Origin of the sequence: Mesoplasma syrphidae (assembly GCF_002843565.1) — a bacterium.
GTDB classification, from domain to species: Bacteria; Bacillota_I; Bacilli_A; order Mycoplasmatales; family Mycoplasmataceae; genus Tullyiplasma; species Tullyiplasma syrphidae.
Genome location: NZ_CP025257.1, coordinates 240,020 through 260,246, shown reverse-complemented (window position 1 = coordinate 260,246; position 20,227 = coordinate 240,020). Strand labels below are relative to the sequence as shown.

Genomic DNA, 20,227 nt, shown 5'->3' with positions numbered 1-20,227 from the left:
TATTAAAACCCCTAAAAAATTAGGGGTTTTAATATTATTCAATTCCAATAATGAAGCTATAAATTTTTTGACCACCTTCAACAATTTCATACTCAACATCAAAGTTTTCATCAAGATATTTTCTAAGTTCACTTACGCTCTTTGCATCAGCATCTTGACCAATAAAAATTGTCAAAATTTCGGTTTTTGATGTAATACATTTACCAAGTTCTTTTTCAAATAAAGCTTTAAGAGTTAAAGCAGTTCCAACAATTTTTCCATCAACAATTGCCATTTGAGAGCTTTTTTTAACTTTTATTCCGTCAACTACAGAATCTTTAGCAGCTCTTGAAACACTAAATGAAGTTACATTTTTAATTGCTTTTGATAGTGCTGTACTATTTCTAATTGATGAAGCACTTGGATCAAAACTTAAAGCCGATGCCATTCCCTGTTGAATTGTTTTAGTTGGAATAACATAAATTTTAGATTTAGTTTCTTCTTTTTCTGCTTGTTTAGCAGTTAATAGAACGTTGCTATTATTTGGCATAATAAACACAGTTTTAGCATCAACTTCTTCAATTGCTTTAATGAAATCATTTGTTGAAGGATTCATTTTTGATCCTCCATTAATTGCCAAATCAACTCCTAGTTCATTTTCAAAATAACGCTTCATTTCTTCAGATGAAACAACTGCAATAGTTGCAACCGCATTTTTAAGATTACGCTCAATTTTAATACTTGTTGTTTCTTTTCATGACTTATTAACGTTTGGATTTCCACCTTGCACCTGCTTGTCAGCCTGTAAATTCATATTTTCAACTTTAACAGTTTTAAAATCTCCATACTGTTGTAAAAACATCAAAACTTGTCCCGGAGATAATGCATGAGTATGCACTTTTAAAATTTCTTCATCAATAACAACAACCATAGATGTATTTCCATAAACTTGTAGTTGATCACGAATAGTATTAATTTGCAATTTATCAATCCACTCCGGATTTAAAATAATTACTCCTTCAGTACAATATCCAAATTCGCCTTCAATATCCATTTCGATATTTCCACCTTCATTTGTCTCCAATTTTGAAAGACGCTCAACAATTTCACCAGTTTGAACTACGCTGTTCATTCCTTCTAAAAATTTAACTAATCCATAAGCTCCTGAGTCAACAACTCCTACATCTTTTAAAGCTTGCAAAAGATTGGGAGTATTTTCAAGTGAAACGTTACCAGCCTCAATAATTTGATTTCAAAAATCCTTTAAATCGATTGCTGGATCAATTTGATCAGCTGCCTCACTAATTTCACGAATCACTGTTAAAATTGTTCCCTCAACAGGCTTCATAACTGCCTTGTAAGCAATTTCTTTGGCTTCTCTAAAACCATTCTGTCATTCTTCAACATTTAGTTCAGTTGAATCTTGCATTCCTCTTGATAGTCCCTTAATAATTTGTGAAAAGATAACCCCTGAGTTACCTCTTGCTCCCATAATAAGTCCTCTTGAAAAAGCCGATAAATAAGACCCGATAGTTTCATAGTGATTATCTTTAACATCATCATATCCATTATTGGCTGTCAAATTCATGTTAGTCCCTGTATCTCCATCTGGTACTGGGAAAACATTTAACTTGTCAATATGAGGATAATTGTTATACAAGTTGTTGACACCGCTTACAATCATATTCATCAATAAATTTATTTTTTCCATTTTTTCTTCACCTAAATATTTTATTTTATTTTTTTACAAACTAAAATTACATTAAATCATCTATGGCAACATCGACCATATACTTAACAGTAAATTTTGAAATTTTTTCTAACTCATACTTTACACGAATTTGAATTTCGTTCATTACATCTCTAATGTTAACTCCTTGAATTAAAACCACATGGATTCTAAAACGTGTTACGTTGTCTGTGTTTGTGAATTCAATGGCATTATCAATTTCACGAGAAGCAAGCTCTGAAGTGTTCTCTGCATTGTAGTTTGCAAAAGATGCGACTCCAGGAACTGTAACTACAGCGTCCTTGATAACCTTTATAACTGATTTATCAATATTATTCACAAAATCACCTGACTTTCATTTATTTATTTTAGCATATTTATATATATTAAATAATACGAAATAGTTTTAAAATAATGTTGTTTTTATTTTTTTTAAAAAATATTTTGTAAACAGCAGTTTTGGTATTGTATTTATTAAATATATTTAGTAATATCTACAAGTATATAAAAAGAAAAAGTGTAGGTGAAACAACATGGCAAGAAAAGATACATTAACTGGTAAAGGTGCTCTTTCAGGGAATTCTAGATCACACGCTTTAAACGCTACCAGAAGAAAATGAAATTTAAATTTACAAAAAATTAAAGTAATGGATGAAGATGGTAGAGTTTTCACAATTAAAGTTTCAGCTAGAACTTTAAGAACTCTTAAAAAGCAAGATAAAGTTGTAGGTTAATAAAAATAAAAAAAGCTAATTGTGGGATACCACAACAATGAGTATTTTAATAAAAATAAGAATAAATCTTATTTTCATTAGGATACTTTTTTGTTACTATTAATGAACTTGATTATCAATTTCATAAATATGCCAAGCAAGTTTTATGCATAAAGTTTTTTTTCAAACACTGCAAGAAAAATAAAAAACGCCTCAAGGACGTTGTTTTTGCTTATTTTTTAAGTAACTCTTTTAACTCACGTTTATTGGCCAAGACATAATGATTTTCTCTAACTTCAGTAAACTCAGGTAGATCAAAAATATAGTCATGATGCTCAACTTCGGGGTTGTAAATTATTAAATTTTCATCAAAGTTATAGTTTGGATCTGGTTGAGGAATTGCTGACAACAGCGATTTTGTATAAGGGTGTAGAGGATTTTTAAATAATTCTTCTGCTTGCGCAAGTTCAACAATATCACCATGATAGATAACTGCAATTCTATCAGCAATAAACTTGACAACCGATAAATCATGAGTAACAAATAGATATGTCAAATTGTACTCTTTTTTGAATAATTGAAATAAATTTAAGACTTGAGCTCTAATTGAAACATCTAGTGCTGAAATTGGTTCATCAGCAATAATAATTTTTGGTTTCAAAGCTAGACTTCTAGCTATTCCAACACGCTGTTTTTGTCCTCCTGAAAATTCATGAGGATAACGTGACAAGTGCTCTGGCAATAATCCAACAGATCTTATTAATTTTAAGATAATATGCTTTTTAACGTCATTATCTTTTTCAATTTTGTCTATTGTTATTTTATTGTCGGGATTCAGCTGATTAAAATATTTTACATAATCTAAACGAGCTTCTTCTGATTTGTACAATTCAGGAAAGTTTTCTAAGCCTTCAGCAATGACTTCCTCAACTGACATTCTTTCATTTAGCGAAGAACCAGGATCTTGAAAAATCATTTGAATATTTTTTCTGTTCGCTCTTTTCTGTTCTTTTGATGGTTTTGAAAGCAAGTATGAATTACTAACTAATTCATCAATTGACGGTAATTTTAAATAATTAATCAATTCAACAATTGTGTTGATTTGTCTCTCTGTTAAAACCCTTTCTGGTTCCAATCAACTATTATATTCAAAAATTATATCCAAATCATTTATTTTTTCTTTGACTTTATCATCATCTTTTTGATTTTCTAGAACTTTTTTGATTTTGCTTGATATTTTAATTTCAGAATTTTTTTTAATTGAAATATAGGCTTTATTTAAATCTTGATGTGATACATAAATTTTATTTTTATACTTTTCAATCAATTTACCCCTATTTTTTGTAGGAGAAGACAAGTCCAAATTTTGTTCTTCCAAGGTTATAGCAATTTTAATTCTTCTTGAAATTCGATCGGTATTTTCCTTAATCAGTCTCAATTTTTCAAAAACAAATTTGATTAAGTTTTCAAAATTTGCATAATTTTTGGCTTTTCTTGATTCTTTAATTTTCTTTTTGATTTCATCCAAATCGAAAAAATCTAAACTCATTTTATTTTTCAGCTTTAACACAATGTCTAATGTATCTGTATTTTTTGCTAAAATGGATTCCTCTAATTTAGATGATATTTCAGGAATATATTCATGGATGTTAACTACAAACTGATTAATTCTTTTGAAATTTTTAATTATTTCATTAACGTATTTTAAATTATCCTTAGTTAACCTATGCACAAGACTAATATTTGAATAAGCAAATGCTGTTCTCCATTTAACATCTTTTATTCCCTCTTCCTTGCCTTTAAAATTTTGATAAGAATCTTTGACCTTTAAAATAATTTTATCTATATAGTGCGAATTAACAGCGTATTTAGATTGTATTAGTTTAATTTTTTTATACATGTCTTTATTAAGTTTATATAGCGAAGTTGCCTCTCCAGCAACCAATTCATCATCAAGATAAACAGAACCATCAGCAATTGCTTGCACACCAGCAATTGCTCTACCAATTGTTGTCTTACCAGAACCTGATTCACCAACTAATCCAAATATTTCTTGTTTATAAATGTCAAAATTAGCCCCTTTAACAGCTTTAAATTTCTTTCCTTTATTACGGAATTCAATAACTAGATCTCTAACATTTAATAGTACGTCTTTATCATTTTTTAACATTATTTTGTATCTCCTTTTGACGCTGGTGAGGTTTTCTTTGATCTTGTCTCAGCTGTTTTTTTAGAACCATTAATTTGAGTTTTTTTAATCTGGTTTTTGGGACCAATATTTTTATCTGCTTTTTCATGTAACAATCATGTTTTTGCATAATGAGTTTCTGAAACTTTAAACATTGGGGGTTCCAAAATATAATCGATTGCCAAGGCATATTTATTTCTTGGTGCAAATGCATCTCCCTCAATTTGAGCAAACAAACTTGGTGGAACTCCCCCAATTGAATATAGATCCTCTCCTTTGGTTCCTAATTGAGGTAACGATAATAATAGTGCTCATGTGTATGGATGCTTAGCATTTTCAAATATTTCTTGTGTAGTTCCAATTTCAACAATTTGTCCAGCATACATAACAGCAACTCGATCAGAAATATTTGCAACAACTCCTAAATCGTGAGTAATGAAAATAACTGAAAAATTATACTCCTTTTGCAATTCCTTAATTAGTTTCAAAATTTGAGCTTGAATTGTGACATCTAGGGCCGTTGTCGGTTCATCACAAATTAATACTTTTGGTCTACAAGCTAATGCAATCGCAATAACAACACGTTGTCTCATTCCACCTGAATATTGACCTGGAACATCTTTATAACGTGATTTGGGATTTGAAATGCCCACCTGAGTTAATAATTTAATCGCTTCTTTCTTGGCTTCTTCACGCGTCATTTTTAATTGCTTAATAAGTACTTCAGTAATCTGGAATCCTACTGTCAATAAGGGATTTAATGATGTCATTGGGTCTTGAAAAACTGTTGCAATTGTTTTCCCTCTAATCTCTCTAATTAACTTATTTGCCTTGGTTTTTGCCTTGGTATTAAGAACTTCTTTTCAATCAAACATTATGTTCGAAAAATGCTCTTCATCAACTTCATTTCTTTGAACTATTGACTCTATAAGCTCTTTTAACTCCATTTCAAATTTAGTTGAATAGCGTTTTTCTTTGAAATAAGTATTAATTTTTTCAGCTTCAATTGAAGAAACTTGCTTTCTTGTTTCAATAAAACTTTCGATAGTAGCGATTATTTCTTTGATCATAGCCTGATCTTTAAAACTCAGATCTGTTACCTTATCAATTTCAACTTGTAAATCAATCACATTTTTTTGTAACTTTTTGATTTCTTCTTTTTGAAGTCTAGGATCTAATATAGTTGTTTTTCTTAATTCCAAATCTTTAAGTTTATTTTCGTCTTTTGTAACTTTAGCTGCCTGATTTCTTTTTGTAAATTCTTTCGCGGCGTCCTTATTTTTTTCTATAGATAATCTTAATTTTTCAATTTCACTATTAATTAATTTAATTTCCTTTGCCTGACTAAAATTATTTGTTGAGATCTTTTCAAGTTTTGATATTTGAGCATTGAGTTCTTTAACTTTTTTATTATTTTTTTGTTTAATAAATTTTATTACATCTTTTGCAACTAACTTCTTTTCAATGTTTACAATATCTAATGGCTTTTTAAAATATGAAATTTTGTCATCAATAGTTTTTTGATTAGGCATATAAACAATTGACCCATCATTGATTCATCCATTAGACTCTAACATTCCTGTAAATGTTTTTGTTATTACTGATTTACCTGACCCAGATTCACCAACCAAAGCTAGTATTTCTCCATCATACAAATCAAATGAAACATTTCTAATGGCGGTAAGGACACGACTTCTAACTCTAAATTTTACTTCCAAATTTTTTACTGAAAGTATTTTTTTTCTTTTGTTTGACATTTTTTTCTCCTTTTTTATAATGATTGATATTAAATTAATTTAAAATTGTTTTAGTGAGGTATGAAATGAGTAAAAATAAAAGTTCTAATTCTAGTTCAAGAAAAATTAATAAAGAAATCAGTGAATTTAGAAAAAATAGTATAAAACAGCAGATTAATGAGAAAATTGATAGGCACGAAGCAAAATCTGATTATAAGCATATTAAATTTCTTTCTGCTAAAAAATTACGCTGATATGATTATTTGACTATTGTATTTGTTTCTGCAATTTATATAGCTATTGCAATTCTAATAAATCAATTTGCATTTGATAGTTCTAAAAACTATATTGAAATTTTATTTACTACAGGCTTCTTAATTTTTTTGGCATTGTTTTTACTGAATGGTTTTATTAGAAACAAACGTACAGCCAAGTATTTTAACAATACTTTTAAAAGATATGATTCAACTCTTGATGAACAAGAGGGATTGAGTAGACGAATTTCAAAAATATTTATTCTTATTTCTACGATTTTATTTGTAGCTATGCTTATAAGTTTGCTTGTTTAATTTTTAACACCTCATGGTGTTTTTATTTTTCAATTGTGCGATTATTTAAGATCACATAATTGAAAAATAAAACAAGTTTTATAAATCTTGCTTTATTATATTATAGGAACAACAAATTAATTATTTTTTTTAGCTTGATAGAATATGTTGCTTGATTTACCTGTTGAAGGTCTGGCAGCAATTGCTTCTTTAACTAATTTGTATTGTTCAATTTGGTATACGTACTCTTCTTTTGTTGCAATTGAAGATGACTTTTGCTGTGTGAATAGTCTACCTGATGATAAGCCAAAAATCGCATTTCCATATGTATATGGTTTTACGTATGAAACTTTGTATTCTTTGTATTGGTTTCTGTTATAAAATGGTGTCATCAAGAAATCTTTATAAATTAAGTTAACTTCTTGTTGAGCAAAAGCTTTATATCTATTTTCTGTTGTTTGAACACCATCATCACTAACTGTTTCACCTAAATCAATTTGTTCTACTGCCTCATCATATTTTGATAATGTTTCATAAAATTCTTTTGTTGCTGTTGAATATACAGGCGAATCTTTAGCAAGAGATTCATTATATTCTTTTTTGTCTTTGCCAGCAACTGTGTCAGTAAGTCTTCTTGTTCCACTATATGCACTATAATCACCATCAATTTTATAAGTTGCCAAGTAACTGTATGGATCAGCGTAATCTGGTCCTCATCCACTTGACATTAAATCAAACTCTCCAGCTCTCATTTTTTTAGTTCATTCTTGTTGTGTATTTGTTACAACTCCATTAATTTTTAAGGGATTATCTGTTATACCATTGAACCTATCAAACATTGAAACTAAATAAGGGTTAATTGGACCGTTATCTGGACTTAGCAACCAAACTAATTCAACTTTGCCATCTGATGTTTTTTGAATTTTGTTAGTTTCATTATCAATAAAGTCTCTAACTTCTTTAACCAATTGTCCTCTTGTTTTACCATTCAAATTTTCTGAGTTTTCATATAGAGGATCATTACCCTCATTTACATCTGCTGCTTTTACTTTTGATTCAGTTATTGTTTCAACTTGCTCTTTTACATATTCTGTATAATCTTTTGCAATAACTTCGCCTTTTGCATCTATTCCTTCTGGATTAATTGCAAAGTTTGGCGATGTATAAATGTTTCTAATGTTTTTAGACACTTTGGTATTTGGCTCGTCAAACTTTTCACTGTAATATTTAACAAAGTCAGTTCTATTGATACCTGTCGCCAATAATTCTCTAGCAGCAGTTAATTGTAGAACTTTTGAAGCAGATGTTGCTTTTTTATTTCCTTCTGATCCTGCTGAATTAAAGAAATTGTAAATAATTCCAAAAGAGAAGTCTTCAACAGGTTCTGTTGAGAAAACCCCTGTAAAGCTTGGGTCTAATGAATTGCTGCCAATGTATGTACTTCAACCTTTCTCATCAGTTTGCTTAACACCGAATGCATCAATTTCACCGGCTTCAAACATTTGTCTTGCAGTTGATGATGATGGATTTGCTAAATATTTTCAATTAATTTCTTTTATTGAAGTTTTTGAAGCAAAATGGTATTTTTCATTTTTGACTAGTTTCTTGTTATCTCCATCAATTGAATCAGGTAAATAAGCTCCACTATAAGCATCAATTGGGCCATTCTCTAACTTATCAACATTCGCTGAAAAAATTGGAGTGAATGATCCATATGTTAAAACTGTTTCAAAGTATGTTGAAGGTTTGCTTAAGTGAAATTCAACTTTTTTGTCATCGTCAGCAAATGTTTTCAGACCAAATCCACCATCAGAGATATCATCCCCATTTATAGTTCTACTTTCAACTTTCCCGTCGCTATCCTTTGATTTATATGCCACATCTTGCTTTGCTTCAACAGCTTTAATAGCTTTTTCTCAAGCAGCACTAATTAATTCTTCACCGGTTAGTTTTTCATCTAATCCGTTTTCTTTTGGTAAATCTAAGTAAGCAGAATACAGTGCAGAAACAGGTTTAACATTTAAAATAAATGTTTCTCAAAGCATTGTAAGATCTGACCCCTTTGATTTATCTAGAACATATTTCGCTGTATTTACAAAATCAGATGATTTAATGTTTCTAATTTCAGACCCATCTTTTTTGTATCATTTTGCATTATCACGAATTTCGTATTTTCAAACACTTGGGTCAAATGTTGATGCACCCTCATCTTCAGCAACTGTCAATTTTGTTTCGGGTTTAGGGTTACCAACATAAGGACTATCTCCATTTTCATCAGCATAACCTGATGTGAAAACATCACCATATGTTCTACCATATTCATCAATTCCCAATGCTCCAGCATATAGGTTAGCTAAAAATTCACTATCACCTTGGTTTTGACTGTGAGCTGTATTTCAACTTTCAACAGGTGTATTATACGCTAATGTTAATTTTGTTGTATCTCTTCTTCTTTGAAGAATTTTATCTAAAGTAATAGCTCCGCCACAAGAAACTACTGCAATTGATGCAGAAGAAACTACTAAACTGGCTGCTAATAAGAACGCAAGACCACGATATTTGTTTTTATTGTTTAATTGACTCATGTTTTTATCTCCTTTTATTATCTATGAGTTTTTGGATCCAATGAATCCGCTAATACTTTACCAATTAAATAAAATACTAGTGATATTCCCCCAACTATCATTAGTGGAATTATTAATAAGTGCGGATATGACTGTCATGCTGTACCCTCAAGTGTTTCATTTAGAATAGACCCAAGTGATGCAACTGAATTATTGTTTTGTGGAATAAATCCAAAACCTAAATATGCTAATGTTGAATCAATAGCAATAGCTTCAGGAATGACAAACGCACATGTTTGTATTATTATTGGTAATATTTTTGGCATAATATTTTTTCTAATAATTCTTGGTCCATTTGAACCCAAAACCTTTGAAGCAGTATTATATTCAGAATTTCTAGTTAAAATAATTTGAATTCTGATTAAAGAGGCTAGACCAATTCAACTGGTTATAGAAATAGCAAAAACAATCGTTGCCATACCCTTGTCAAAAATAAATATAATTACCAATCAGAAAATAAGTGTTGGTATTGCTGTTAAGAATCTAACAATTTCTAGAAAAAGTAAATCCACTTTTCTATAAAATCCTCAAATCGATCCAATTAAGATTCCCAATGCAGCTTGAATAGAAAACACAAGTAATGCAAATATCATAGTACTTCTAGATCCTATTCAAACTTTGTTTCATAAATCTTCACCTTTACTTCCAGTTCCAAATCAATGCTCTCAAGATGGCAGTTTATTGGCATTTGAAGTGTTTATTTCCGGCACTGCTTTTTCTCCTAAAGCAACTGTGCAAGTCATTATTATAAAAATTAATAGTATAGACGCGCAAATCATGAAAGTATAACTTTTTAATATTTTTTTTAATACAGTGTTTCAGTATTTGTATGGCTTTGTATAAATTTGTTCTGCTGATTGTAAATCATCACCTACAACTTCAAATAATCTAGAGTCTAAATTATTAATATCTATGTTTTTAATGTCAATATTTTTCATTTATCCCCCTATTTCAAGCTAACTCTTGGATCAAGTATTGCTAGCAATAAATCTCCAATTAATGTAGTTATAATTCCTAAAGATGCTGAAAGTGTAGCAAAACCTAAAACCGTGAAGACATCTGTAAATTTGATGGCTCTAACCATGTAATAGCTCATACCCTTCATTTGTCACATTGTTTCAATTAAAATACTTGAACCAAAAATTGTGAACAAAAATATTGTTGGTATATTTCTAACCATTCTAATAAATGCATTTCTAAATACGTGAACATAAAATACATAAGTTTCACTTAACCCTTTTGAGTTTGCAAATTTGGTATAGTCAGCTGTCATTTCGTCAATAACAAGTCTTCTTGTTTCAATAATTATTCCAGGTGTAACTAGTAACATAATTGCTATTATTGGAAACGCTTTATGTATTGTTGAAAGACTATCCCAACTTGTTTTGCTACCTAAAAATATAAGTGTAAATTGATAGAATGGAACTATGATAACCAAAACAGGAATAGCTATTAGTGCTAATGTTATTGTCGTAATTATCGTATCCAATGGCTTATCTTTTTTCCTTGCTAATAAAATACCTAATGGTATACCAACAAAAAATGATAATAGGGTACCCGTACCACCTACTAAAAATGAAAGTGGCATTGCTTTTGCAAATATCCCTGAAATAGGTTTTCCGAATTGGCCAGCAACATCCCTGCTAAGTGATAAACCTAAGTAAAATCATTTTGTTACTGTTTCATAAGTTGTAATTGGATCTCCCGGTTGAGAAGAAATTATTTCAATCTTTTTGGGAATAATTGGTGTAATATTTCTTCAGTAATATAATATTTGTGTAATTAATGGTTTATCAACACCTAATTTAGCTTTTCGGCTTCTTAAGATGTTTTGATATCATTCACCATTTACTCCACCATTTTGCGCAATTAATTTGTCATTTAAATCTAATGTAAATGTTGAATCCGAAATAATAAAATTTAACATACAATAGACAATGGCTATAGTTACATAAACTGTAATAATTGAAAGAACAATTCTTTTTACTGAATAAGTTAGCAATGGATAGTGCTTTTTAAATTCATCAATTTTTTCTTTTCATTTATTAAAATAATACGGCACTCTTTGGAAAATGCTGTTGGCATTTTTTGTTTCATGAACTGATGAACTAACTTCATCAATTAATTGAGCTATATCCAATTCTTTTGATTTTTCAGTCAAATCTAACATCTCCTTCCCTCTTTATTTTGTAGACGAAAAAAATTATTAATTAGTTTAAAATATTATTATTTTTTGTGCTTTTTGAGTAACTATTTGTTATTAAAGATATTTTTATATTTTTTATCTGTATTTTTATGTAATTTATATTTTGAAAATTGTATGCTAAAATACCAATTATCTACTAAAAAATAGCCCTCTAAAGTTTTTCAATATAATTAATTACTTAAAATTAATGATATTATTTATATTAAAAATGAATTTGATGAATGCCATTTGCATGTCGCCAAAATTCATTAAACTATTAAAAAAATTATTTTTCGCAGATAATCAGAACGCAGAAAAACATTTTTTACAAATTTTATAAGTACTATAAACATTGTTTAAAACTGTGTTTTTCATAAGCGATTCCTTTATCTTATGTGTAATAGTATCAACAAATTAAATAAAAGTGTGATTTTTTTGTTTTTTTTGTTTTTTTATCAAAAGACAAAATTTTTATTTGGGTATTACAAATAAAAACTTAGATCAATATCTTGGCACGGTTTAAGAATGAAACTACAAACATATATTAATTATTTGCTGCTGTTGCAGTTCTGTTTTTAAACGAAAAATAGTTTGTACCCGATTGAAGCCTAAAGACTTTAATATGAATAATAGTAATTAACCTTTACTAAAAAAGCACCAACAAAATATTTACTAGAATCAAAAAATTTTTTTATACAAAAAAGTAATTTGACATGAGCATTTTAATTTTATACAAAGCAGTTATAGATGTAATATTGCATTATTTACAAAGTAAATAACTATTTTTGCAAGAAGTGAAATACCCAATTTGTTAATATAAAGCGGAGATATGTTATATAAAAATTATTTAATTTAAATTGCGTTAATCAAATTATTAGACTTTGAATATGTACTATTCTTTTAATTCTTTTGTTTTTTTCTTCTAAAGCCTTTGAAAAATTTACTTATTTTTTTGAAAAGGTTTGGCATCTTGTTTTTGTTAAAAAAAAAAAAAAAACAGAATATTTTTAGCAAAAAAGACTCTGTTTTTTTTCTTTTTCAATTTTTACTTGAACTTCTATCGTAATATCAACTCGATCCTGCTTATGAGCAATCATAATTTCTTTCGCATCAACTTCGTTTAACAGCTTTTTGACATCGGTTATGCTAACTTTTATCATCTCATCAGGACTATTTCATTGCTTAAACTCTTCAGAATATTTACCAAGCAAATTATTTTTAATGTCTACATCGTTTACCTTTGTTTCAATTAACTTGGTGATTTGATAAGTATTGGTAATTCCCGGATTTTCTTTGAAAACTTGATACATTACATATTTCACAAAATTTCTAATAAGCATACGCTCGACTTTGATCTCCGAACTGAGATCAATTTCAGCTTCTACTTTAATAACAACTTTTTTCTGCTTTTTTGCAGCTTTTTGAGCAATAATAGCTTTTTCTCAATCAGGAATGAACATATCCTCATTTATTTGAGAAACCAATTTTTGCTTGTACTTGTTATTATCAAGATCTTTTTCCCGCTTAATTTGATTATTAATTTGAATAGCCTTTGCAATTAACAAATAAGCAATAAAATTCAGTGACATAAAAATAAGTAATTTAATAAATAAGTCATTTGTAGCAATTGAATTCATTTTGCATGCTCATCATATTAAAACACATAAACAATAAATTGCTGCGGCAAAACAAACAACTAAAATTCAATACATGTAAGAAGGCATTGTTTCAGTAATTGACTGATTAAAAGCACCAGTTGCTAAACCAATTGTAATTCCAATCGCCGGAAATAAAATTATTCAAATAACTAGCGGAATAAACGCTCATGCTTTATAATAATTTTTCATGCTTTCTCCTATTTTCTCTATATAAATAATACTTTATTTTTAAATAAAATGTAGTCAGCAGCGTTTTAACAAGATATAATATATAAGTAATTGCCCCCTTGGCGGAATTGGCAGACGCATCAGACTCAAAATCTGACGAGGAAACTCGTATCGGTTCGACCCCGATAGAGGGCACCAGTTATAAAACAAAAAAAGCGTGGGGACATGCTTTTTTTATTTTGCAAAGCAATTTTGAAAAGTAAATTATATAATATAAATATATTGGAGGCTAGTAATGGAAAAAAACCGATGAAGCGTCGAACGCGACAAAAAAGGCTTTATTCATGTAAGACTTAACCAAAAAACAGGAAATTTTAAAACTAAGGCTGAAGCCATTGACATGGCTCGTAAGATGGCTAAAGGTAATAGAACTATTTTAAGAATTCATACTGACAAGTCTGGATATGACATTGTTGACTATACAAGTATTCAAACATCTAACGAGATTTTTGACAAAACGCTTAGCGATGTTAAATTAGCTAGAGCAGAATTAACTGTTGCCAAAGTTGAAAAGCAAAAACGAAAATCTGAACTAAAAGTCGCTCATGAAACTGAACATTATATTGCTAAGCGTAAATATGATTTGGCAAAAGAACGCTTAAAGAAATCAAAAATGAATTTGAAAAATGCCTTAAAAAATAATAAGCGTGCTTTGAAAACAATTAATAATTAAAAGGCAAAGGCAGGGTTTAATAAGAAAAGATCTCAATTAAATATTCCGAAATCTTTTTTTTATTTTTAAATATTGAGTAAGTACTCATTATAAGTCTTGCAAATTTGACTTTTGCTAGATTTTATATTTCATTTGGCGTTTATTATTCAGACTCATAAGCTAATAAATTAACTACCAAAAGCAAAACCGATAATTAATCTCGAAACTTTCAGTACATACATATCATGAGATAAGAATATTAAAATCTAAATTTTTTATATTTTCATAATTGATTTGCTCATTATGCAAAGCTATTATAACAAATTAATAACACTTAGCTAATATGCTTTTGCATTATCTAAGTAACTTCATTCCTAAGCCTTGCTTCTTAAATTGATATAGTTAATAAGTCATTTATAAATAGTATATTTAAAAAAACAGGCGTTAAGATCACCTGTTTTTTAATATTATTTAGTCATTATGCAAATAATATCTTCTGTGACAGTGATTTTACCATCTTTATTTGGAATAAAAGCATTTGATGCACATGTTATATCATATTGGTTAAGCAAAAAATTTTCAGTAGTATATTTCAAACCCTCAATTGTAATTAAAGTAGGAACTCGTGAAAAAAAACTTACATAGGTTTTTTCCTGATAATCATCAAAATTTAAAACTTTAGTACCTTTTTTTATTAAGAAAATATTTGTGTCTTCATTCATGAAATAAATACCATACTTAAAAACTAAACTAAAAATGGAAAAGTTTTTATCATAACGTTTTGTGGGATTTGCCACGAAAATAATTTTTTGAGGACTGTATGCTAAAGCCCTTATAATTGCTTCTTCACCATCAAAATAATCCTTTTCACAATTTAAAATTTCAACTTTATTAACTTTGGATTTGATCAGCTCAAGCTCTTCTCCAGAAACTTTATCAAAATCACCAATTGCATAATCAATTTTGTAATCACGATAAATTAAGTCGAGACACCCTCTTTCAACTCCAATAATAATATTTTCATTATTGTTAAATGAATTATAATTAATATTTGTTTCAGCAGTAACAATAAGAACGTTTTTAGTCATTATAAATTAGGTCCTTTGCACGTTCAATAAAATTTTTTTGCCCAAATAGGTAGCTTCCAGCAACAATTAAATCTACTCCATATTTTTTAACAACTTTTGAGGTTTGCTCATTAATTCCACCATCAACTTCAATTGAATATTGATAGTCATTTGCTTTTCTTATATCTGCCAAAGTTTGAATTTTTTGTGCAGCTTTCTTAATAAAAGACTGACCGCCAAATCCAGGTTCAACAGTCATAACCAAAACGTTATCAATTACTGGCAGATATTGCTTTAACTGTACAATATCTGTGCCAGGCGAAATTGCTAACGATGCTTTAACACCATTATTTTGACATAAAACTATAAATTTTTGAGTTTGTTCAGAATTCATTGCTTCAATGTGCATTGTCATCATTTCAGGGTTAGTTTTCAAATAGTCTTTAAAAAAATCTTCAAATACTATTGTTTTAACTTTTACCATAAAATGAATATCAACTTTAATATTAAAATTTGATTTTATGTCAGCCAAAATTTTTGATCCAAACGTTAAATTAGGAACAAAGTCATAATCCATAACATCATAATGGATTCATTCAATTTCTGCCTTTTGACATAGCTTCAATTCACTTTCCAATTTAGTAAAATTTGCACTTAAAACGCTTGGTAAAATTGTATATTTTTTCATATTAGTATTTGACCTTTCGATTTTTAATTTCTTCAATCATTTTTAAATAATCATCATAAATAAATTGCGGAAGCTCACTATTAGCAACTGCATCTTTAACGGCACATTTCAATTCGTTTATATGTTGGCAATTTGTAAACTTGCATTGATTACGATATTTTTTAAAAAAACTAAAATTGAATAATAAATCTTCAATTTCGATATCCTGTAATTCAAAAGAGGAAAATCCTGGTGTGTCCGCAATTAAAATATTTTTGGGTAACTTATACAGTTCCACAGCAGTGGTAGTATGTTTACCTCTATTTAAATTCTTAGATATTTCTTGAGTCTTAATTTTTTCTTTATGGATTAAAAAATTATTTAATGTTGAAGATTTCCCAGCTCCTGTTTGGCCTGTAAAAACCGAAATTTTATTTTCCAAAATACTTTTGAGTTCGTCAAGAGTGCTTTGCTCTGGAGCATTATTGTTAACAATTAAGACTCGGTATTGATGAGTCTGATAATTACTAATTTTTTCTCATACTTCCAAATGTTTATTCGACTCAATTAGAAGATCCATTTTAGTAAAAACCAAAATAGGTTGAATCTGCTTAATCTCCAACATTGCAATATACTTGTTTAAAATATATGAAGCAAACAATGGCTCAAGTAGCGATGTAACAATTACTACTTGATCAACATTAGCAATTTTGGGACGATAAAGTTCTGTTTTCCGCTCCTGGATTTTTATAATATTAATAATTTTATTTACCTCATCAATTACATCAAAAATGACAAAATCGCCAACGCAAGGTTTAGAGTCCTTTTTTAAATTGCCTTTTGCATGTGCTGTATAAATAATATCATTATACAAAACATAACTTGTTGAACTATCGATTTTAATAATTACTCCATTCACTTTAAATATAGCCTCTTTTCTATCCAGTTAAAACAACAAATGTGAATCCCAAAACTAGAACAACCATTGCAATGACTGTTGGCATTACATATTTATATCGAAACTTCTTAAAGAAAACTTCGTTTTTATATGGTCGATATTGTTTAGCACTCTTTAGAAATAAATCCGACTTAAATTTTTTGGGTATTATAATCTCTTTGACATTATAATTTTCTTTAACTCGCTTCAAATCTTCCAAATATTCATCCATATTTTGATAGCGGTCCAATGGTTCCTTGGCCAAACATTTTAAAATAATATTTTCTAAACCTTGAGGAATCTTACGATTATAACTAGTGGGTTTATCAATATCTTTAAAAGCATGGTGGTGCGTTACACGTTTATTTGCAAAAACTTTTTGCTTATCATTTAATTTTTTAAAATTCGAACCTTCAAAGTTGTTAAATAAATCAGTTCCAGTCGTTGATTGATACATCATAACGCCCAAAGAATAAATATCAGTTGTAAATTCTGTGCCCTCTTGAGTAAATAATCCTTGCTCTGGTGATGCATACCGAGCAGTTCCTGGTGATAAAGCAGCCCCGCTTTTTTGATTTCGACTATCCAAAATAGTTGAAATTCCAAAATCACTAATTTTAGCAATTTCATATTGAGCAATCATAACATTTTCAGGTTTCAAGTCGCGATGAACCACTTTTTCAGCATGGATAGCCTTTAAACCTATTGCAATCATTTCATAGTAGTACAGAATTTCTTGCAAGCTCATTTCATTTTGAAATTTTGCCATTTTTTTGCCAAGATCTATGCCGCCCTGAATTAGCTCCAAAACGATATAAAAATAGCTGTCCCATTCATCAAAATCCAAAATTGAAACAACATTTTGAATTTTAGATAATTTTACAAAAGTATCTCGTTCCAATTTCGAACTTATTTTTTGAGCTTTATTGCCTCCAGAAAACAATGATACTTTTAATGCAACCATTTTAGTAGACTCGTCTGTAAATTTTAAGTCTTCAGCCAAGTAGACAGAACCAAAACCACCGCTTCCAAGCAGATTAATTATTTTGTAGCGCTCGTCAACGATTGTTCCAATTGACAAATCAACTTTTTTAGAGTAACTTATTTCCGCTTTATCATCTTTTTTATTTTCGCTCATTTTCTTCGACCTCCAACATTAAGATTGTTAAATTATCCGTTGAAAAATTTGATTTTGCCAAGTCAATTAAATCAGCACATTTTTTCTTCGATTTCATATCACTACTCAATATTTCAATTGCAGTTTCATCATCAATATAATCATGAACTCCATCTGTTGTTAAAAAATATAAGCCTTGCGGTTCATTAATAATATATGTATCAATTTTTAAACTTTTGGTAGGTCCCAAAGCACTTGTCAAAACTTTTCAATATGTAACTTCATTAAAGCGGTCTCCATAACGCTTATGCAAGTCTATTTCATTACGCTCTTCTTCAGTTGTAGCATTTCATAAGTTCTGATCCTTAGTAATGTTATAAATTTTGTTATTCTGAAATTTATGAGTACGTGAATCACCAATATTTATCACATACCCTTTTTTTTCAGTGAATAAAATTGCAGTTAAAGTAGTTCCCATGTCTTTTGCCTCTGGATTTAATTCAGCATAAATTTTCATAGACACTAAAATATCTTCAATAGCCAAACGTAATCAACGATTAATTCATTCCTTGTTTTGATTTTTAAACGATGCATTATTAAAAATTTCAACAAATTTATCAACAGCAATCTTTGAAGCAATTTCGCCATGAGCATGCCCACCCATTCCGTCACAAACAATTGCAAAAAAATCTCCAGCTTTGTTTTTAACAAAGCTAGAATAATCTTGATTATTTTTTCTAAAGTTTCCCTTATCAGTCATTTTAAATGCTTTGTATTTCATAGACACCTTTTTTAAATTTCTATATTAATTTTATCATTTTTAACCTTTTTTCTTTGCGTTTTTGTTTTTTTTAGCAAAAGCCACTAAAAAAATAACTACCAAAAGAATAACTGAAATTATTACTAACAAAGCACCTGTTTCTCAGCTTGAGAATTTATTTTTTTCACTAACAGTCTCCTTTTCAATGTCCTCAGAAATATCTTTGTCAGTTATAATCTTTTCTTCATCAATGTCAGGTTTTGGTTTGGGATCAATAACTTTGTCCTTAAAATTTGATTTTACAAAAAGCGTTTGTTCTCCTCTAATAATTTCTTGATATTCTTTTTTAACTACAACTTTTCATTCTGTATTTGATATCTTGCACAAGATTAAATATTTATCAAACATAAATTTGTAGTCCTCTGTTAGATCAATTACATCTTGTTCATTAATTTTAGTCAATTCCTTTGAAGATACTAACAAATTATTTTTGAACATTTTTTTAAGTTCATAGATGGGTTGATATTTCACTACAATTTTGGGAATAATCAAACTATTCAAGTAAGGATTTTTTTGAGTTAAATTAGTTTGTAAAAAAGGTTTAATGACAGTAACCTTGTTTTCAAAATTTAGTGCTGAAAAATGTCTTAGATCAGCAGCCGTAAATTGAGGGTTTTCATAAAACTTTTTAAATCCTAGTAAATTTTGAGTCTGTTCTTTCAAAACTTCGTTAATTTTTAAATTAATTAGCTCATTGAAGTTGGTTTCATATTGATCAAAGTAGTTTGTTGATAGTTCAACTGTCAATTGATTATTTGACAAAACTTTATAAGGCTTTAAAAAAGCAATTTTGGTGTCTTTTAAAATAATTTTACGGGATTTAAATGCAAAAGTTGAGTGCTCATTTAAGTCTTTTTCTTTATAAACTGATATTGTCAAATTTTTTTCACTATTTATTTCAACAGCAAAAAAGTATTCTAAATTGCGTAAAAATGTTTCTGCATCAAACGGAGTTACATGAACAATTGCAAGTTCTTTAAGTCTTTGATTTTTACGTTGCTGTTTTTGATTTAGTCTCAAAGTAATTTGATTAACGGATTTAACATGGTGATACTGTTTATAAAAAAAATCATAATCATTTTCAATTTCATCAATAAAGTTTGCATGAAATTTAATTTCTACATTAGATTGAATTAATTCTTGTTGAAATTTGGTTAAATTTATATTAAAGGAATAATTAAAGTGCTTATTTAATAATGGTCAACGCTTTGGAACACTAAACGTTTTAACAATAGGTTGTTCAATTTCTTTTAATGCTATTTGATTATCTTCTGAATTTTGATTCGTTGAAAGTCATATAAGTGGCATGCCAAATAGCCCAAAAGAGCAAGTAATAATTAATAAAATTTTTAACATAAGTCCTCCAAAAAGATTTAGAA

Annotated in this window: 17 protein-coding genes and 1 tRNA gene; 4 read left to right on the top strand and 14 right to left on the bottom strand. The window is 28.8% G+C overall.

The annotated features are described in order from the left end of the window. Positions 1–34: 34 nt before the first annotated feature. Entirely contained in the window at positions 35–1,690 is a 1,656-nt protein-coding gene (locus CXP39_RS01115; RefSeq protein ID WP_027048507.1) for a DAK2 domain-containing protein, read from the bottom strand. Positions 1,691–1,736: 46 nt separating this feature from the next. Beyond that, a complete protein-coding gene (locus tag CXP39_RS01110; RefSeq protein WP_027048506.1) occupies positions 1,737–2,048 on the bottom strand; it encodes an Asp23/Gls24 family envelope stress response protein in 312 nt (103 codons plus the stop codon). Between the two features lie 193 nt (positions 2,049–2,241). Between CXP39_RS01110 and rpmB the strand changes: the two genes are divergently transcribed. Further along, positions 2,242–2,442, top strand: coding sequence for a 50S ribosomal protein L28 (gene rpmB, locus CXP39_RS01105; protein WP_027048505.1), 201 nt, complete (start codon positions 2,242–2,244; stop codon positions 2,440–2,442). Positions 2,443–2,653: 211 nt separating this feature from the next. Here the strand turns inward: rpmB and oppF are convergent, their stop codons facing one another. After that, positions 2,654–4,591: an oligopeptide ABC transporter ATP-binding protein OppF gene (gene oppF, locus CXP39_RS04075; RefSeq protein WP_027048504.1), complete on the bottom strand. Its 1,938-nt coding sequence runs from the start codon at positions 4,589–4,591 to the stop codon at positions 2,654–2,656. Then, the gene (gene oppD / locus CXP39_RS01095; RefSeq protein WP_051591896.1) at positions 4,591–6,366 is read right to left on the bottom strand and encodes an oligopeptide ABC transporter ATP-binding protein OppD; all 1,776 of its coding nucleotides are present in this window, start codon (positions 6,364–6,366) and stop codon (positions 4,591–4,593) included. The genes oppF and oppD overlap by 1 nt, the downstream gene beginning before the upstream one ends. 65 nt (positions 6,367–6,431) lie before the next feature. Here oppD and CXP39_RS01090 point away from each other — a divergent pair, with 65 nt between their 5' ends. Beyond that, positions 6,432–6,914 carry a hypothetical protein gene (locus CXP39_RS01090; RefSeq protein ID WP_027048503.1) on the top strand — a complete coding sequence of 161 codons (483 nt, stop codon included), beginning with the start codon at positions 6,432–6,434 and terminating at the stop codon, positions 6,912–6,914. 116 nt (positions 6,915–7,030) lie between these two features. Here CXP39_RS01090 and CXP39_RS01085 read toward each other — a convergent pair whose 3' ends face one another. The 4 genes from CXP39_RS01085 to CXP39_RS01070 all read right to left on the bottom strand — a co-directional run bounded on the left by CXP39_RS01085 (position 7,031) and on the right by CXP39_RS01070 (position 13,549). Next, complete coding sequence (locus CXP39_RS01085) at positions 7,031–9,478, bottom strand: ABC transporter substrate-binding protein (RefSeq protein WP_027048502.1); 2,448 nt, start codon at positions 9,476–9,478, stop codon at positions 7,031–7,033. 17 nt (positions 9,479–9,495) lie between these two features. Beyond that, a complete protein-coding gene (gene oppC, locus CXP39_RS01080; RefSeq protein WP_027048501.1) occupies positions 9,496–10,455 on the bottom strand; it encodes an oligopeptide ABC transporter permease OppC in 960 nt (319 codons plus the stop codon). Positions 10,456–10,463: 8 nt separating this feature from the next. Further along, positions 10,464–11,687, bottom strand: a complete 1,224-nt coding sequence (gene oppB, locus CXP39_RS01075; RefSeq protein WP_051591895.1) for an oligopeptide ABC transporter permease OppB — start codon at positions 11,685–11,687, stop codon at positions 10,464–10,466. 1,022 nt (positions 11,688–12,709) lie between these two features. Continuing rightward, positions 12,710–13,549 (bottom strand): hypothetical protein, encoded by an 840-nt coding sequence (locus CXP39_RS01070; protein ID WP_027048500.1) that lies wholly within the window; start codon positions 13,547–13,549, stop codon positions 12,710–12,712. 92 nt (positions 13,550–13,641) lie between these two features. Between CXP39_RS01070 and CXP39_RS01065 the strand changes: the two genes are divergently transcribed. Both CXP39_RS01065 and CXP39_RS01060 read left to right on the top strand, forming a co-directional pair. After that, positions 13,642–13,726: transfer RNA gene (locus CXP39_RS01065), tRNA-Leu, on the top strand. 97 nt (positions 13,727–13,823) lie between these two features. Continuing rightward, a complete protein-coding gene (locus CXP39_RS01060; protein WP_036256491.1) occupies positions 13,824–14,261 on the top strand; it encodes a DUF2188 domain-containing protein in 438 nt (145 codons plus the stop codon). Between the two features lie 446 nt (positions 14,262–14,707). Here the strand turns inward: CXP39_RS01060 and CXP39_RS01055 are convergent, their stop codons facing one another. The 6 genes from CXP39_RS01055 to CXP39_RS01030 are packed head-to-tail and all read right to left on the bottom strand — an operon-like array spanning position 14,708 to position 20,204. Then, on the bottom strand, positions 14,708–15,331 hold the full coding sequence (locus CXP39_RS01055; RefSeq protein ID WP_169733720.1) for a thiamine diphosphokinase: 624 nt from the start codon (positions 15,329–15,331) through the stop codon (positions 14,708–14,710). Then, positions 15,321–15,995 carry a ribulose-phosphate 3-epimerase gene (locus CXP39_RS01050; protein WP_027048497.1) on the bottom strand — a complete coding sequence of 225 codons (675 nt, stop codon included), beginning with the start codon at positions 15,993–15,995 and terminating at the stop codon, positions 15,321–15,323. Before CXP39_RS01050 ends, CXP39_RS01055 begins: the two co-directional genes overlap by 11 nt. A 1-nt stretch (position 15,996) precedes the next feature. Further along, entirely contained in the window at positions 15,997–16,893 is an 897-nt protein-coding gene (rsgA, locus tag CXP39_RS01045; RefSeq protein WP_027048496.1) for a ribosome small subunit-dependent GTPase A, read from the bottom strand. 19 nt (positions 16,894–16,912) lie between these two features. After that, on the bottom strand, positions 16,913–18,049 hold the full coding sequence (locus tag CXP39_RS01040) for a serine/threonine-protein kinase (protein WP_027048495.1): 1,137 nt from the start codon (positions 18,047–18,049) through the stop codon (positions 16,913–16,915). Then, on the bottom strand, positions 18,036–18,809 hold the full coding sequence (locus CXP39_RS01035) for a PP2C family protein-serine/threonine phosphatase (RefSeq protein WP_027048494.1): 774 nt from the start codon (positions 18,807–18,809) through the stop codon (positions 18,036–18,038). The genes CXP39_RS01040 and CXP39_RS01035 overlap by 14 nt, the downstream gene beginning before the upstream one ends. A 39-nt stretch (positions 18,810–18,848) precedes the next feature. Beyond that, positions 18,849–20,204, bottom strand: a complete 1,356-nt coding sequence (locus CXP39_RS01030; protein ID WP_027048493.1) for a hypothetical protein — start codon at positions 20,202–20,204, stop codon at positions 18,849–18,851. Positions 20,205–20,227 lie beyond the last annotated feature (23 nt).